We start from the raw sequence: 13,955 nt of genomic DNA, 5'->3' as shown, positions 1-13,955 counted from the left end.
TCATTGCAATAATTTAAGTATAGAATTATGATTAAAAAAGATGATCCCGATTATATTCTGGAAGAATATAGAGGGCATATAATAGCAAGTCACAAGAACAATGTACCGGAAAAGTCTACAGACAATCTTATCATCACCTACCGAAAAGAGGACTTTCCTGAATATGGGTATATCGTTGGACTGGACGACAGCAAAATGTCAGGAAGTAGGAAGACATTTCCTCATAATATTGACGACGCAAAGGGCTATATTGATTGGCTGGAAGGGAAGCCGGAAATCGAAATTGACGGAACTAAATATCTTTTCGATATAAACCAACTAGCATTAGTCGAGAAATACCGACCTGAAGAAAGGAAACTGTTTTTTGACGAGATGAAAGACTATGGTACACATTATGAGTTTGTGTACAACAGAAACTCCAAACGCCTTGATGCAGACAGAACAGAAAATGGAATAGATGCCTACATTACCGGAAAACACAGCTTTGCTATTATTACCGTACCAAGAATGGGCGATATTGACCCGACGGGTATGAGCAGTAAGTACAATTGCTCCCTTGACTATATTCGTCAAAATAGCGATTTGGATATAATGATTAAGGAAGCTTATGACATGCGGGTAAACAAGGGGATGTTACCTACGATTGAAATTGAGGAGCACACATTCTATGTGGATTTGCGAATGGATAAACTTAGGCCCAAAGATGATTTTTTATCCAATGGTATTGGGTTCTCCCAAATTGAAGACTATTTCAATGATACAACTGAAAAATATGTCATACCCTATAATCGTCAAAAAAAAGAATTGGGTGAGATAGACTATGAAACCATTACCAAAATTCCTAAAGATCTGGTAGTAGTGGAAATACCAAGCGAGATTAAAATGGACCCGATAGGTTGGAACAGACTGCACGGATTCGATCTTAAAGACGGGTTGAGGGAAACAGGATTACAAATGAATTTTACCGCGAAACAAGCCAAATGGGAAGACATCTATGTTCCTCAAAAAATCAAAGAAAATTTAGCGCAACTAAAAAGAGAAAAGCAGCAGAACAAACCCATTAAAACCTCACAGAACCAACAAAGTAAAAAAGGGCGGAAAATGTAGAATACCTCCCTGGTCAACCAACGTCAAACCGTAAAAAGTTTGGCGTTTTTTTATGGCTAAGCATCTGCTGTAATGCCACTCGCGGCCAAATACTTCCTCTGACTGCCACTTTAGGGCAATGCCTCTTTTTCCATTAGACATTTGTTCCGAAAGCTCGCAAGGTGCGGGATAAACAGTAACAAATTAATGTGTTTCAATTATGGAAAAACAGAGAAAAAAAGTTTTGCTGGCAGCAGTGGCAACGTTGTCAGCAATGGGTGCTCTTGCACAGGGAAATGGTTCTGCAGGTATCAACGAAGCTACCCAAATGGTAACAAGCTATTTCGACCCCGCAACCAAATTAATATACGCCATCGGCGCGGTGGTTGGGCTCATCGGAGGCGTTAAGGTGTACAACAAGTTTAGCTCCGGCGACCCCGACACTTCTAAAACTGCCGCAAGCTGGTTTGGTGCGTGTATCTTCTTGATTGTTGCAGCTACTATCCTGCGCTCATTCTTCCTTTAATCCTGTGCCTTATGAATTATCATATCAATAAAGGCATCGGAAGAACGGTGGAATTTAGGGGCCTCAAAGCGCAATACCTTTTCATTTTCGCCGGCGGACTGCTCGGTACGCTGATCTTCGTGATGGTACTGTATATGGCGGGTGTAAATTCCTACATCTGCTTGTTCCTTGGCGCAGGTGGAGCTTCGCTCATTGTATGGCAGACTTTTTCGCTAAACAGGAAGTACGGCGAACACGGCTTGATGAAAATTGCAGCAAACAAAAGGCACCCCCGCTATATCATTTGCCGCAAGCCTGTACACCGCTATTTAAAATTCACACCTAAACAGAACACCGTATGAGAAACGTAGCAAAAACCACTACACTGGAAAACAAATTTCCTTTGTTGGCAGTAGAGAACAATTGCATTCTTTCCAAAGATGCAGACATTACCACTTGTTTTGAAGTGCGTTTGCCGGAACTGTTCACAGTAGCTTCTGTTGAGTATGAAGTGATACATTCCGCCTGGCACAAGGCGATTAAAACCTTGCCTGATTTTACGGTCATTCACAAACAGGATTGGTACATCAAAGAAAGCTATTCGCCGGATTTGGCAATGGAAGACCAGAGTTTTTTATCAAAATCCTACCAACGCCATTTCAATGAGCGGCCGTTTCTAAACCATTACTGCTACCTATTCCTGACCAAGACTACTAAGGATAGGATGCGGATGCAAAGTAACTTCAGTTCGCTTTGTAAAGGCACACTGATACCAAAGGAAATCAGGAACAAGGAAACGATACACCACTTCATGGAGGCGGTGGCCCAGTTTGAGCGTATCGTGAACGATAGCGGGTTTATAACCCTGAAACGCCTTACAGAAGAGGAGATTATCGGAACGGAGGACACACAGGGATTGTTAGAGCAGTATCTCACTTTATCAAGGGAAGCAGGAACACCGATGCAGGACATCGCGCTCGGTACAGAAGAAGTACGCATCGGAAACAAGAGGCTAAGCCTGCACACGCTTTCTGACACAGACGATCTACCCGGAACTGTATCGGCAGATACCCGTTTTGAAAAGCTCTCTACCGACCGGAGTGATTGCCGTTTGTCATTCGCCGCACCTGTAGGTCTGCTCCTTAGCTGTAACCATATCTATAACCAGTATTTATTTTTAGATAACAGCGAAGACAATTTACAAAAGTTTGAAAAGTCCGCAAGGAATATGCACTCACTGGCAAGGTACAGCCGTGCCAACCAGATCAACAAAGAGTGGATAGAGAAGTACCTGAACGAAGCCCACAGCTTCGGGCTGTCTTCTATCCGTGCGCACTTTAACATTATGGCTTGGTCAGAAGACCCTTCGGAACTGAAACAGCTAAAGAACGATTGCGGTAGTGCGTTGGCGCTGATGGAATGTAAGCCACGCCACAATACCACGGATGTAGCCACTTTGTACTGGGCAGGTATGCCCGGCAATGCAGGCGACTTTCCGAGTGAAGAAAGTTTTTACACATTTATTGAGCCTGCACTGTGTTTCTTTACGGAAGAAACCAACTACCACAATTCGCCCTCGCCGTTCGGTATCAAGATGGCCGACAGGCTTACTGGAAAACCTATCCATTTGGATATTTCTGACCTGCCAATGAAGCGGGGTATCATCACCAACCGGAATAAGTTTATACTTGGTCCGTCTGGTTCGGGTAAATCATTTTTCACAAACCATATGGTACGGCAGTATTACGAACAGGGCGCACACGTACTGTTGGTAGATACGGGTAACTCTTATCAGGGCTTATGCGAACTCATTAAAGGGAAGACCAAAGGCGAAGACGGTGTTTACTTCACTTATACCGAAGATAATCCCATTGCCTTTAACCCATTCTATACCGATGATGGCGTGTTCGACATTGAGAAGCGGGAAAGTATCAAGACTTTGATACTGACCTTATGGAAACGTGACGATGAGCCGCCAACCCGTTCAGAAGAAGTTGCGCTTTCCAATGCAGTAAGCGGGTATATCGAACGCATCAGAGCGGAGAATGTGTATCCGTCCTTCAATGGCTTTTATGAATATGTAAAAGGTGATTACCGCAAGGTATTGGAGGAAAAACAGGTAAGGGAAAAAGACTTTGACATTGCCAATTTCCTGAATGTACTCGAACCTTACTACAAAGGTGGTGAATATGATTACCTGTTAAACTCCAATAAGCAATTAGACTTACTTTCCAAACGCTTCATCGTGTTTGAAATTGATGCCATCAAGGATCACAAAATTTTATTCCCGATAGTGACCATCATTATCATGGAGGTCTTCATCAACAAAATGAGAAGGCTAAAAGGTATCCGTAAGCTCATCTTAATCGAAGAAGCCTGGAAGGCGATTGCGAAGGAAGGAATGGCGGAATATATAAAATATCTCTTCAAAACGGTTAGGAAGTTTTTCGGTGAAGCAATTGTCGTAACGCAAGAGGTCGATGACATTATCCAGTCGCCTATTGTGAAAGAAAGTATCATCAACAATTCCGACTGCAAGATACTCCTAGACCAACGCAAGTATATGAACAAGTTCGATGATATACAGGCAATGCTAGGACTTACCGATAAGGAGAAAGGTCAGGTGCTTTCCATTAATATGAACAACGATGCCAGCCGACTGTACAAGGAGGTTTGGATTGGCTTAGGTGGTACGCACTCGGCAGTCTATGCCACCGAAGTTAGTTTGGAGGAATACCTCGTGCGCCCATAAGGGCATATAGTGAATGTGGTTTGGCAACCACTGGGCAAGTGTTTATAACGCCCATCAACAGCCGACTTATCCGAACGGGAAACCCGACGGGGAGTGTAGCATGTCGGAAAAGCCATAAGTCAACTAATTGTCGTGTTGCGACTGAATGGCGAGTTGAAAAGTTAGATATAAGGATGAAGTCTTGATTGATTGAACGACAGTCCGAACGGTCAGTTCTTAGGCAGTGACGGAAGACAGTTACCAACGTCACTTTGTGGTAATATCCTAATGACAGGTAGTAGTGATAGCATAAACAGACCACAACGTAACTGCAATAAGCAGAAAAGGGCGAACATCGCATCCGACAATCTAACGTGCCAATAGTTGCTGTATGTCTAAATGGGGATTGCCTAAGTCGGAATGCCACAGGCGTGGCTATGGAAAAAGCTCCTGAATATCCGATACGGCAACGGAGTCTCCGTAGTAGTCCGAGCAGGGGAAAGCCCTGTACATGGCGAAGGGAGACAGTCAATTTAGTTTAATACGATTAACGGAAAATGTGAGAGACATTATGAGAAATCCAGAAAAAGTATTGAACAGTCTAATAAGGCACAGCGGAAACACGGACTATAAGTTCGAAAGGCTGTACAAGGTTCTGTTCAATGAAGAGATGTACTTTATCGCCTATCAGAAAATCTACAGTAAAGTAGGCAATATGACGGCAGGAGTTGATGGAAAGACCATCGACGGAATGAGTATATCCCGCATTGAAAGGCTGATTGCATCGTTGCGAAACGAGACCTATCAGCCAAACCCATCCAAGAGGACATACATTCCGAAAAAGAACGGGAAGAAACGTCCGCTTGGTATACCATCTTTTGATGACAAATTAGTGCAGGAGGTTATCAGAATGATATTGGAAGCAATTTATGAGGGTAGCTTTGAGCATACTTCACATGGGTTCCGACCCAATAGAAGCTGTCACACAGCCCTATTAAGCGTCCAACAGTCATTCACTGCTGTACGGTGGTTCATCGAGGGCGATATAAAAGGCTTCTTCGACAATATCAATCACGAAATATTGATTGGTATCCTAAAGGAGCGTATCGTTGACGGCAGGTTCATTCGGTTGATACGAAAGTTCCTCAATGCAGGGTATATTGAAGATTGGGTGTACCACAAAACATACAGTGGCACACCGCAAGGTGGGATTGTAAGCCCCATCCTTGCCAACATTTACCTTGATAAACTCGATAAATATGTCAAGGATTATATCAAGGACTTCGATAAGGGTAAAAGAACTACGGCAACACGCCAGTACAGGCTACACGAACAGAGACGATACCGCTTGGCCAAGGAACTCAAATGTGAGACAGACGAAACTGTCAGAGAGCAGATGATTAAGTACATCAAAGAGTCGAGACAGGAAAGAGACAAATATCCAGCTTATGACAAGATGGATGGCAGTTTCAGAAAGTTAAAATACGTTAGGTATGCGGACGATTTTCTTATCGGGGTCATAGGTAGCAAAGAAGACTGCAAAAAGATAAAGGAAGACATCAAGGTTTACCTTGATGAAAAACTGAAACTTGAACTGTCTGATGAAAAAACTTTGGTGACTAATGCTAAGAAACCAGCCAAATTCTTAGGCTTTGATGTCTCCGTGCGAAACTCCGATGAATCCAAGAGAGATAAGCACGGTAGAACCGTAAGATGTTTCGGAGATAAGGTTGTACTCCGTGTCACAGCAGACGTGATGAAGAAAAAGCTACTGAGATATAATGCCATGAAACTGGTAAATGAAAAAGGCACAGAAGTTTGGAAACCACGCTCACGCTATTACATGAAAGACTTGGATGACTTAGAAATCATCAGTCAGTACAACGCTGAAATACGGGGCTTTTACAATTATTACTCAATTGCCAACAACAGCTCGTTTGTCCAGTCATTATCTTACATCTTGGAGTACAGTATGTACAAAACGTATGCACTTAAATACCAAACTTCAATCAGTCAGGAAAAGACTAAAAGATGTATCAACGGAGTGTTTTCCATTCCCTACAAAGACAGGAAAGGAGATATAATGTACAGACGCTTTTACAAAGAGGGTTTCAAACGCCAAAAAGCTGCCCGTGGTGCTTACGTGGATAGTTTACCCGTCACGGTTACCATTACAGGGGGAAGAAACAGCCTTATAACAAGGTCGCAAAACCAGAAATGCGAATTATGCGGTGCCAACGAGAAATTGGAAATGCACCATATACGCAAATTGAAAGACCTGAAAGGTAAGCAAGACTGGGAAAAACGAATGAGTGCAAGGAGAAGAAAAACCTTGGCAGTATGCTCAAAATGCCACGATAAGATACACGCAGGCAAGTTAGACTGAATAAATTGATGGAGAGCCGTATACCTGGAGACAGGTACGTACGGTTCGGGGGAGAGTTCTTGGAAACCTACCATAGTCAATATGGCAAGGCGCCGGGTCCTTATCCTACGCCTACACGACTGAAGAAACCGAAAAAATAGAAGTGATGCAGCTTGCTGCTGAACTCGACGGCAATGTAGAACTCGCCATTAAGCATATCGCAATGCAAAGGCGTGACAAAGCAAATCAATAGTCATTAACATTTAAAATTTCAAGAACAATGAAAAAAGTATTGTATCTGGTGTGTACGGCCTTAATGCTTGCCGCAGCACCGTCAGCAAATGCCCAATGGGTCGTAACAGATCCGGCTAATCTGGCTTCGGGTATCATCAACTCTGCAAACGAAATCATACAGACTTCTTCGACTGTGAGCAATGTTGTAAAAAACTTCAACGAAGTGAAGAGAGTGTATGAACAGGGCAAGGAGTATTACGACAAGTTGAAAGCCATCAACAACCTGGTGAAAGATGCACGCAAAGTGCAACAAACGGTATTGTTGGTAGGTGATGTGTCGGAAATGTATGTGAACAACTTCGGGAAAATGATGAACGATCCAAATTTCAAACCGCAGGAATTGGTAGCTATCGGCAATGGCTATTCGGCACTGCTCAATGAAAGTGCCGAACTACTAAAAGAGTTAAAGCAGATTGTAACCTCTTCAAGCCTTTCGCTGAACGACAAAGAACGTATGGATATCATAGACAGGGTTTACAAAGAAGTAAAGGAATATCACAGTTTGGTACGCTACTACACCAATAAGAACATTTCTGTGAGCTACTTGAGAGCGAAAAAGAAAAACGATGCCAAAAGAGTGCTTGAACTCTACGGAACTGCTAACCAAAAATACTGGTAAAAATGGAATGGGATAATCTTCACGAACTCCTGCGGTCGCTTTATGACGATATGATGCCGCTTGCAGGCGATATGGCGGCTGTTGCTAAGGGTTTGGCAGGATTGGGTGCGTTGTTTTATGTGGCATTAAAGGTTTGGCAGGCCTTAAGCCGTGCCGAACCTATCGATATGTTTCCATTATTACGCCCGTTCGCTTTAGGATTGTGTATTATGTTTTTCCCGACCATCGTATTGGGAACCATTAATGCGGTGCTAAGACCGGTTGTAACCGGAACCCATGCCATACTGCAAGACCAGGTACTTGACCTGAATAAACTTCAACAGCAAAAAGACCAATTGGAATACGAAGCAATGGTCAGAAACCCCGAAACTGCCTATATGGTATCAGACGAAGAGTTTGATAAAAAACTGGATGAATTGGGTTGGTCGCCATCCGATATTGGTACAATGGCGGGTATGTATATGGACAGGCAAGCCTACAAGATAGAGAAAGCTATAAAAGATTGGTTTCGTAATCTACTGGAAATACTCTTTCAGGCGGCGGCTTTGGTCATTGATACCATACGAACGTTTTTCCTGATAGTCCTCTCCATACTTGGACCAATAGCCTTTGCTATTTCCGTATGGGACGGCTTTCAGTCCACGCTTACGCAATGGCTCACCAGGTACGTCAGCGTTTACCTGTGGCTTCCTGTTTCGGATTTGTTCAGCTCAATGCTCGCAAGAATACAATCCCTCATTTTAGAAAGGGATATAGCGATGCTTGCCGACCCAACCTATATACCTGATACGAGCAATACCGTGTACATCATTTTTATGATAATCGGCATCATCGGGTACTTCACTATACCGACAGTAACAGGTTGGGTAATCCAAGCCGGAGGCGCAGGAAACTTTACCCGCAATGTAAATACAACTGCAATGAAAGCCGGAAACATCGCCGGAGCAGGCGCAGGCTCAACAGTTGGAAACATCGGCGGTAAACTGATGAATAAATAATCATTAATCATTCTAAAAAATGGAATTTAAAACGTTAAGAAATATCGAAAACAGCTTTAGGCAGATAAGATTATATGCCATTGTGTTTGCTGTTCTCTGTACCAGTGTGGTAGGATACGCCGTATGGCGTTCCTATCGCTTTGCAGAAGAACAACGTCAAAAAATATATGTACTGGATAATGGTAAATCCATGATGCTTGCCTTGTCGCAGGATGCGGCCATCAACCGGCCCGTTGAAGCAAGAGAACACGTCAGGAGATTTCACGAACTTTTCTTTACGCTTGCCCCCGATAAGAACGCTATTGAAAGCAATATGAAACGGGCATTTAACCTTGCCGATAAAAGTGCTTTCGATTACTACAAAGACTTGTCGGAAAAAGGCTATTACAGCCGCATCATTTCGGGGAACGTGCAGCAGCGTATAGAGGTAGATAGTGTGGTGTGCAATTTCGACAACTACCCGTATGCAGTGCGTACCTATGCCAAACAGTTCATCATCCGGTCAAGCAATGTAACCAGGCGAAACCTGATTACTTCCTGCTATCTCGTCAACTCCGTTCGTTCCGACAATAATCCGCAGGGCTTCAATATTGAAAAATTTGCAGTCGTGGAAAATAAGGATATAGAGGTTATCGAACGCTAAAAAACAATCTTATGGAAGCATTATCAGATTTAAGCACGTTCGCAAAAATCCTTAGCAACAAAGGATACAACGGGTATTTCCATACGCAGGGTGCGTATGCCGGAAAGCTGAAAGACAGCATCCGCGACTACCTCGAAAGCTGCCAAAAAGGTGCAGACAGTTTGCCTAAACAGGACTTGTTGCTGACAGGCTACCTGCAATGGTCGGGCGATGACAAACCCCATGTAGAGTGTAATATGTGGATAAAGTACCTGAATGGCAAATTCTCACTGAGCCGAATGGAAATAGCCAAGAAGGACGGCTTTGGGCAACTGCTCAAAAAAGCGGAACTGGCAAACCTGTCCGTAATATCTGCACCTAAATTAACGGAAGCGGTCGCATTGGTCAACGATGCGCCGAAGCAACAGGCCGGGAAAAGTCCTAAACGTTTCAAGCTCTAACATAGAAATAGTAAAGCTATGAAAAAATTAAGAGCAAATATGGACAGGTACTTTGACAAGTTGGATGACCGTTGGCGGGCATTGCCAGTACGCAAACAGCACCAATATACGCTGTACTTCTTTGTGGGTTATCTGCTGCTTACCGTAGCGGTCATCGGCAAAGTGATGTACGATACCTCAAAGTCTGGCAACGATATGGTCATAGAGCATATCGAAAACCCTGTCCTAAAAAGTAAAAATCCTGCAAGGTTGCAGGATAGTGTATCAACAATTTTAAAAAATAGGATTTATGAAAGAAAATGAGAACAAAAAATCGGTTGTTCGGGTAACCGAGGGAAATCCGGCTGCAACTGCTGATGTGCTACAAAATGGCGCACAGAATAACAAGGAAAAGCTGAAAAAGCCTTTAATCTTTGGCTTAATGGCGATTGTCTTCGTGGGTTGTATGTACCTCATATTTAAGCCCTCCGAAGATAATAAGACCACTGAGAATATCGGACTGAACGATGCCGTTCCACAGGCAACGGGAGCAGGAATGCCTGACGATAAAGGCAAGGCTTATGAACAGGAAATGTTGGAACGTAAAGACCAGGAAAAACGTAATGCTCTGGCAACGCTATCAGACTACTGGAATTCGGAAGAAAAAGAAGAGCCTACAGAGGAGCTATTTACTAATGAGGAGGAGAATTCTGGCTTTGGCAGTAATAGCAGAAAACCTGGAAGAAACGGAAATCCCACATTGAACAGCTACCGCAATATGCAAAGTACATTGGGTTCATTCTATCAGGACGATAATTCGGAAACAATGCAACTCCGAAGACAAGTAGATGAACTGAAAGAAAAATTATCAGAAAGAGATGTGCCGCCTGTAGCAACAGTAGATGATCAATTAAAATTAATGGAGAAGTCCTACGAAATGGCCGCAAAGTATTTGCCACAAAATGCCAATACCGGGAGCGCTGCCCCCACTGGCGGTACAACTCCCGCTGCTGCGGGTATAAACCAAAAAGAGCATTTTGTAGCGTTTACACCGGCACGGAAAAATACTGTTTCAGCCCTTTATCGAGAACCGACGGACAGTGCTTTCTTAGAAGACTGGAGCCAATCCAAAAATCGGGGTTTCTACAGCGCAGGTGCTACCGGACAGGTAGTACAGCCCAAAAATAGTATTAGAGCCTCCGTACACGAAGCGCAAACGGTTATAGGCGAAACTGGAGTGCGTTTGCGTTTATTGGAGCCAGCCCAAACGCCACAACGTACCATCCCTAAAGGAACAATTGTGACCGCAAATGCCAAATTTCAGGGCGGGCGTTTACAGTTAAAAGTAATGTCTGTAGAACTGGAAGGTAATATCATTCCGGTAGATATTACGATTTACGACATAGATGGACAACAGGGCTTATACGTTCCGTACTCGCCGGAAATGAACGCGCTGACAGAAATGGCGGGCAATATGAGCCAAACTTCGGGGACTAGCCTCATGTTAAGCCGCTCGGCAGGGCAACAGATCGCTGCTGACATGAGCCGTGGCGTAATACAGGGAATTTCTGGCTACTTCTCCAAAAAAGTAAGAACACCGAAAGTTACACTCAAAGCTGGTCATCAAGTCTTCCTTGTATCAAAAAAATAATGTTCAACTCAACTAAATAAGAAATTGAAACCTGCTCCGCACAACGGAATATGCTTCATTACCATTAAAAATTAAATATTAACGACAATGAAAAATCATTTAAAAACCTTTTGGGCTTTTGCCCTTATACTCGGCTTTGCCGTACAGTCTTATGCTCAGGATAGTACCAGAACGCCACTTGCATTAGGTAAGATAGAACCCTACCGTTTGGAAGTCACTTACGACAAAACTTCTCACCTGATTTTTCCGACCGCTATCCGTTATGTGGATTTAGGCAGCGAATACCTGATTGCAGGTAAAGCAGAAGATGCCGAAAATGTTTTGCGTGTAAAAGCATCGGTAAGGGATTTTGAGCCGGAAACCAATTTTTCTGTGATTACCAATGACGGACGTTTTTATAGCTTCAATGTGCATTACAGTTCCTACCCGGAGGCAATGAGCTATGACCTGCTCACGATGCAAAAGGCAGTGGATAAAGCTAACGGTAATGATGTGCTTTTTGAGGAACTGGGTAACAATTCCCCCTCATTGGCCGGATTACTACTGGAAACCATTTACAAGAAAGACAAGCGCATTGTAAAGCATATCGGGGCTAAGAGTTTCGGCATTCTGTTTATTCTCAAAGGCATTTACATCCACAACGGCAAATACTATTTCCACACGGAATTGAGAAACCGTACCAATGTGCCTTACGAGATTGATTTTATCAATTTCAAAGTGGTGGATAAAAAGGTAGCTAAACGCACCGTAGTTCAGGAACGCCCACTAACTCCTTTGAGAACTTACACGCCATTGAATGGCATTGCCGGAAAATCGACCGAGCAAAACGTGTTCCTGTTAGACCAGTTTACCATTGCCGATGACAAGGCGCTGCTGATTGAGATTTTCGAGAAAAACGGCGGCAGGCATCAAACATTGCAGGTCGAAAATTCGGATCTGATCAAAGCCCGTTTGATAAACGACATGTACCTGAAATTTTAATAACCCTTTAAAACAAGAATATGAAAAAGTATATCTATAGTGTGCTGCTTGTTATGATAGGCATCACGGCTGCACAGGCGCAAAGGATGCTGCCAAAGCAGAAAGGATTGGAAATAAGTGCAGGCGTATTATCCAATGATAAAATCGGCAATGATTATTACATCAGTGCTGCAATGACCGTAAACGGAAAGAACGGTAACTACCAGCTCTGGGCGTTTGAATATTCCCATCAATACCACAATTATAAAGATGTGCGTATACCACAAGAAACGTACTCCGCTGAAGGCGGCTATAGTTTCTTTTTGTTGGGCGATGCCCGAAAGAACATCACGCTGAATTTAGGGATAACGGGCGTGGTCGGTTACGAAACCATTAACCGGGGAAAAGCAATGTTGTATGATGGTGCGAAAATATTGAGCGAGGACAATTTCATTTATGGTGCAGGTGGTCGTCTCACCTTTGAAACGTACCTGTCAGACCGTTTTGTATTAGTCCTGCAAGGACGCACAAAAGTCTTATGGGGTACGGATTTACAGCAGTTTCGCCCCTCTGCAGGTGTGGGATTAAGGTTTAACTTTTAAAACGTGAAACAATGATAGCAATATTCAATAAATTCAGAACAGGGCTAATGCCATTATATATACTGTTGGCAATCCTCACAGCCTCGGTAACATTGGTATCTTGCAGCAAAGATGACGAACTCGAAATACAGAACGATTTCCCTTTTGAGGTAAATGTGATGCCTGTGCCAAAAGACGTTCCCAATGGACAGACGGTAGAAATACGTATGACCATAAAACGTACTGGCAATTATAGCAACACGCAATATTACCTACGTTATTTCCAGTTTGATGGTCAGGGAATGTTACAATACTACGATGAACCGCCTTATCTGCCCAATGACCTTTACCAATTACCAAAGGAGCAGTTTCGGTTATATTACACTTCAACATGTGCCGTATCACAGTCCTTTGATGTTTGGATTTCAGACAGTTTTGGGAATGAAAAACAGATAAATTTTCAGTTTAATAGTAGTGATTGACAACCAAACAAATGAAGATGAAAACCGGCTTTTAAAGTCGGTTTTTGCTTTTTAGTTTTCGGCGGGAAAAACTTTCAATTTTGCAACGCGCCCTCTAAACAATACTGTGTTAGCCGTTTGTTATTACTTACATTATGCCAGCGTTTGCTCCTGACATAGTCGCTATAAAATAGTTTACAGAATATATGCCAAGCATTACGAGTAGCATTTCCTCTGGTTTATTTTGATATTCAACGTTATACGAGATGTCATGAGTGTATTGAAACGCTCTCCAATTGAATTTTGACTTAATTTCAATGAGCTTTTCTTTGTCTTTGTTTTCAATGGTGTATTTGTCGGAAAAAATATCGTTCAGTTTTAAGACAAATTCTTGTCCGTCTTGAAATGTAATGATAATCTTCCCATTCCAGCTTAATGACAAACTTGCAATCGGTGTTTCGTTTTGGGTTACAGAAATACTTGTTCCAAAAAATCCAACAGGTGCTACTTTATATTTTTCGGTATTTACAAGATTGATTTCTGCTTTAAGAAAGAATAGATTTTCGTAACTTATTTCTCCTAAACGCTGACCGTTTTCAGTCAGTTGAAAGGTTTTTTTGTCAGTTGAATGTGCATTCATAG

At 42.8% G+C, this 13,955-nt stretch carries 15 protein-coding genes; 14 read left to right on the top strand and 1 reads right to left on the bottom strand.

Annotation, left to right across the window (positions count from 1 at the left end):
• Positions 1–27 precede the first annotated feature (27 nt).
• The 14 genes from FGL37_RS16100 (at position 28) to FGL37_RS16025 (ending at position 13,334) form a co-directional block, all read left to right on the top strand.
• Positions 28–1,107: a hypothetical protein gene (locus FGL37_RS16100; protein ID WP_051606601.1), complete on the top strand. Its 1,080-nt coding sequence runs from the start codon at positions 28–30 to the stop codon at positions 1,105–1,107.
• Positions 1,108–1,306: 199 nt separating this feature from the next.
• Positions 1,307–1,612, top strand: a complete 306-nt coding sequence (locus FGL37_RS16095) for a DUF4134 domain-containing protein (protein WP_028069006.1) — start codon at positions 1,307–1,309, stop codon at positions 1,610–1,612.
• A gap of 11 nt (positions 1,613–1,623) precedes the next feature.
• The gene (locus tag FGL37_RS16090) at positions 1,624–1,953 is read left to right on the top strand and encodes a DUF4133 domain-containing protein (RefSeq protein WP_028069007.1); all 330 of its coding nucleotides are present in this window, start codon (positions 1,624–1,626) and stop codon (positions 1,951–1,953) included.
• On the top strand, positions 1,950–4,343 hold the full coding sequence (locus FGL37_RS16085) for a TraG family conjugative transposon ATPase (RefSeq protein ID WP_028069008.1): 2,394 nt from the start codon (positions 1,950–1,952) through the stop codon (positions 4,341–4,343). The genes FGL37_RS16090 and FGL37_RS16085 overlap by 4 nt, the downstream gene beginning before the upstream one ends.
• Positions 4,344–4,893: 550 nt before the next feature.
• Complete coding sequence (locus FGL37_RS16075; protein WP_028069009.1) at positions 4,894–6,708, top strand: reverse transcriptase domain-containing protein; 1,815 nt, start codon at positions 4,894–4,896, stop codon at positions 6,706–6,708.
• A 259-nt stretch (positions 6,709–6,967) separates the two neighbouring features.
• Positions 6,968–7,600, top strand: a complete 633-nt coding sequence (locus FGL37_RS16065) for a DUF4141 domain-containing protein (protein ID WP_028069010.1) — start codon at positions 6,968–6,970, stop codon at positions 7,598–7,600.
• A 2-nt stretch (positions 7,601–7,602) separates the two neighbouring features.
• A complete protein-coding gene (gene traJ, locus FGL37_RS16060) occupies positions 7,603–8,598 on the top strand; it encodes a conjugative transposon protein TraJ (protein WP_028069011.1) in 996 nt (331 codons plus the stop codon).
• Positions 8,599–8,617: 19 nt separating this feature from the next.
• Positions 8,618–9,241 (top strand): conjugative transposon protein TraK, encoded by a 624-nt coding sequence (gene traK / locus FGL37_RS16055; protein WP_028069012.1) that lies wholly within the window; start codon positions 8,618–8,620, stop codon positions 9,239–9,241.
• 11 nt (positions 9,242–9,252) lie between these two features.
• Positions 9,253–9,681 carry a hypothetical protein gene (locus FGL37_RS16050; RefSeq protein ID WP_028069013.1) on the top strand — a complete coding sequence of 143 codons (429 nt, stop codon included), beginning with the start codon at positions 9,253–9,255 and terminating at the stop codon, positions 9,679–9,681.
• Positions 9,682–9,699: 18 nt separating this feature from the next.
• Positions 9,700–9,984 (top strand): nitrogen regulatory IIA protein, encoded by a 285-nt coding sequence (locus tag FGL37_RS16045; protein WP_028069014.1) that lies wholly within the window; start codon positions 9,700–9,702, stop codon positions 9,982–9,984.
• Positions 9,971–11,311, top strand: a complete 1,341-nt coding sequence (traM, locus tag FGL37_RS16040) for a conjugative transposon protein TraM (protein ID WP_028069015.1) — start codon at positions 9,971–9,973, stop codon at positions 11,309–11,311. The genes FGL37_RS16045 and traM overlap by 14 nt, the downstream gene beginning before the upstream one ends.
• 87 nt (positions 11,312–11,398) lie before the next feature.
• On the top strand, positions 11,399–12,292 hold the full coding sequence (gene traN, locus FGL37_RS16035) for a conjugative transposon protein TraN (RefSeq protein ID WP_028069016.1): 894 nt from the start codon (positions 11,399–11,401) through the stop codon (positions 12,290–12,292).
• 20 nt (positions 12,293–12,312) lie between these two features.
• Positions 12,313–12,873, top strand: a complete 561-nt coding sequence (locus FGL37_RS16030) for a conjugal transfer protein TraO (RefSeq protein WP_028069017.1) — start codon at positions 12,313–12,315, stop codon at positions 12,871–12,873.
• A gap of 11 nt (positions 12,874–12,884) precedes the next feature.
• Positions 12,885–13,334, top strand: a complete 450-nt coding sequence (locus tag FGL37_RS16025) for a DUF3872 domain-containing protein (RefSeq protein WP_028069018.1) — start codon at positions 12,885–12,887, stop codon at positions 13,332–13,334.
• Between the two features lie 127 nt (positions 13,335–13,461).
• Here the strand turns inward: FGL37_RS16025 and FGL37_RS16020 are convergent, their stop codons facing one another.
• Positions 13,462–13,953 carry a hypothetical protein gene (locus tag FGL37_RS16020; protein ID WP_028069019.1) on the bottom strand — a complete coding sequence of 164 codons (492 nt, stop codon included), beginning with the start codon at positions 13,951–13,953 and terminating at the stop codon, positions 13,462–13,464.
• Positions 13,954–13,955: the final 2 nt, after the last annotated feature.

This window comes from Sphingobacterium thalpophilum, assembly GCF_901482695.1.
GTDB lineage: Bacteria > Bacteroidota > Bacteroidia > Sphingobacteriales > Sphingobacteriaceae > Sphingobacterium > Sphingobacterium thalpophilum.
This window is presented reverse-complemented; position numbering and strand designations above follow the sequence as displayed.

What these genes read in the sequence shown, in the direction of transcription:
- FGL37_RS16100 (WP_051606601.1), top strand. Translation starts at nt 28, where the DNA reads ATGATTAAAAAAGATGATCCCGATTATATTCTGGAAGAATATAGAGGG.
- FGL37_RS16045 (WP_028069014.1), top strand. Translation starts at nt 9,700, where the DNA reads ATGAAAAAATTAAGAGCAAATATGGACAGGTACTTTGACAAGTTGGAT.
- FGL37_RS16050 (WP_028069013.1), top strand. Translation starts at nt 9,253, where the DNA reads ATGGAAGCATTATCAGATTTAAGCACGTTCGCAAAAATCCTTAGCAAC.
- FGL37_RS16085 (WP_028069008.1), top strand. Translation starts at nt 1,950, where the DNA reads ATGAGAAACGTAGCAAAAACCACTACACTGGAAAACAAATTTCCTTTG.
- FGL37_RS16090 (WP_028069007.1), top strand. Translation starts at nt 1,624, where the DNA reads ATGAATTATCATATCAATAAAGGCATCGGAAGAACGGTGGAATTTAGG.
- FGL37_RS16030 (WP_028069017.1), top strand. Translation starts at nt 12,313, where the DNA reads ATGAAAAAGTATATCTATAGTGTGCTGCTTGTTATGATAGGCATCACG.
- FGL37_RS16065 (WP_028069010.1), top strand. Translation starts at nt 6,968, where the DNA reads ATGAAAAAAGTATTGTATCTGGTGTGTACGGCCTTAATGCTTGCCGCA.
- FGL37_RS16025 (WP_028069018.1), top strand. Translation starts at nt 12,885, where the DNA reads ATGATAGCAATATTCAATAAATTCAGAACAGGGCTAATGCCATTATAT.
- FGL37_RS16095 (WP_028069006.1), top strand. Translation starts at nt 1,307, where the DNA reads ATGGAAAAACAGAGAAAAAAAGTTTTGCTGGCAGCAGTGGCAACGTTG.
- traM (WP_028069015.1), top strand. Translation starts at nt 9,971, where the DNA reads ATGAAAGAAAATGAGAACAAAAAATCGGTTGTTCGGGTAACCGAGGGA.
- traN (WP_028069016.1), top strand. Translation starts at nt 11,399, where the DNA reads ATGAAAAATCATTTAAAAACCTTTTGGGCTTTTGCCCTTATACTCGGC.
- FGL37_RS16075 (WP_028069009.1), top strand. Translation starts at nt 4,894, where the DNA reads ATGAGAAATCCAGAAAAAGTATTGAACAGTCTAATAAGGCACAGCGGA.
- FGL37_RS16020 (WP_028069019.1), bottom strand. Translation starts at nt 13,953, where the DNA reads ATGAATGCACATTCAACTGACAAAAAAACCTTTCAACTGACTGAAAAC.
- traK (WP_028069012.1), top strand. Translation starts at nt 8,618, where the DNA reads ATGGAATTTAAAACGTTAAGAAATATCGAAAACAGCTTTAGGCAGATA.
- traJ (WP_028069011.1), top strand. Translation starts at nt 7,603, where the DNA reads ATGGAATGGGATAATCTTCACGAACTCCTGCGGTCGCTTTATGACGAT.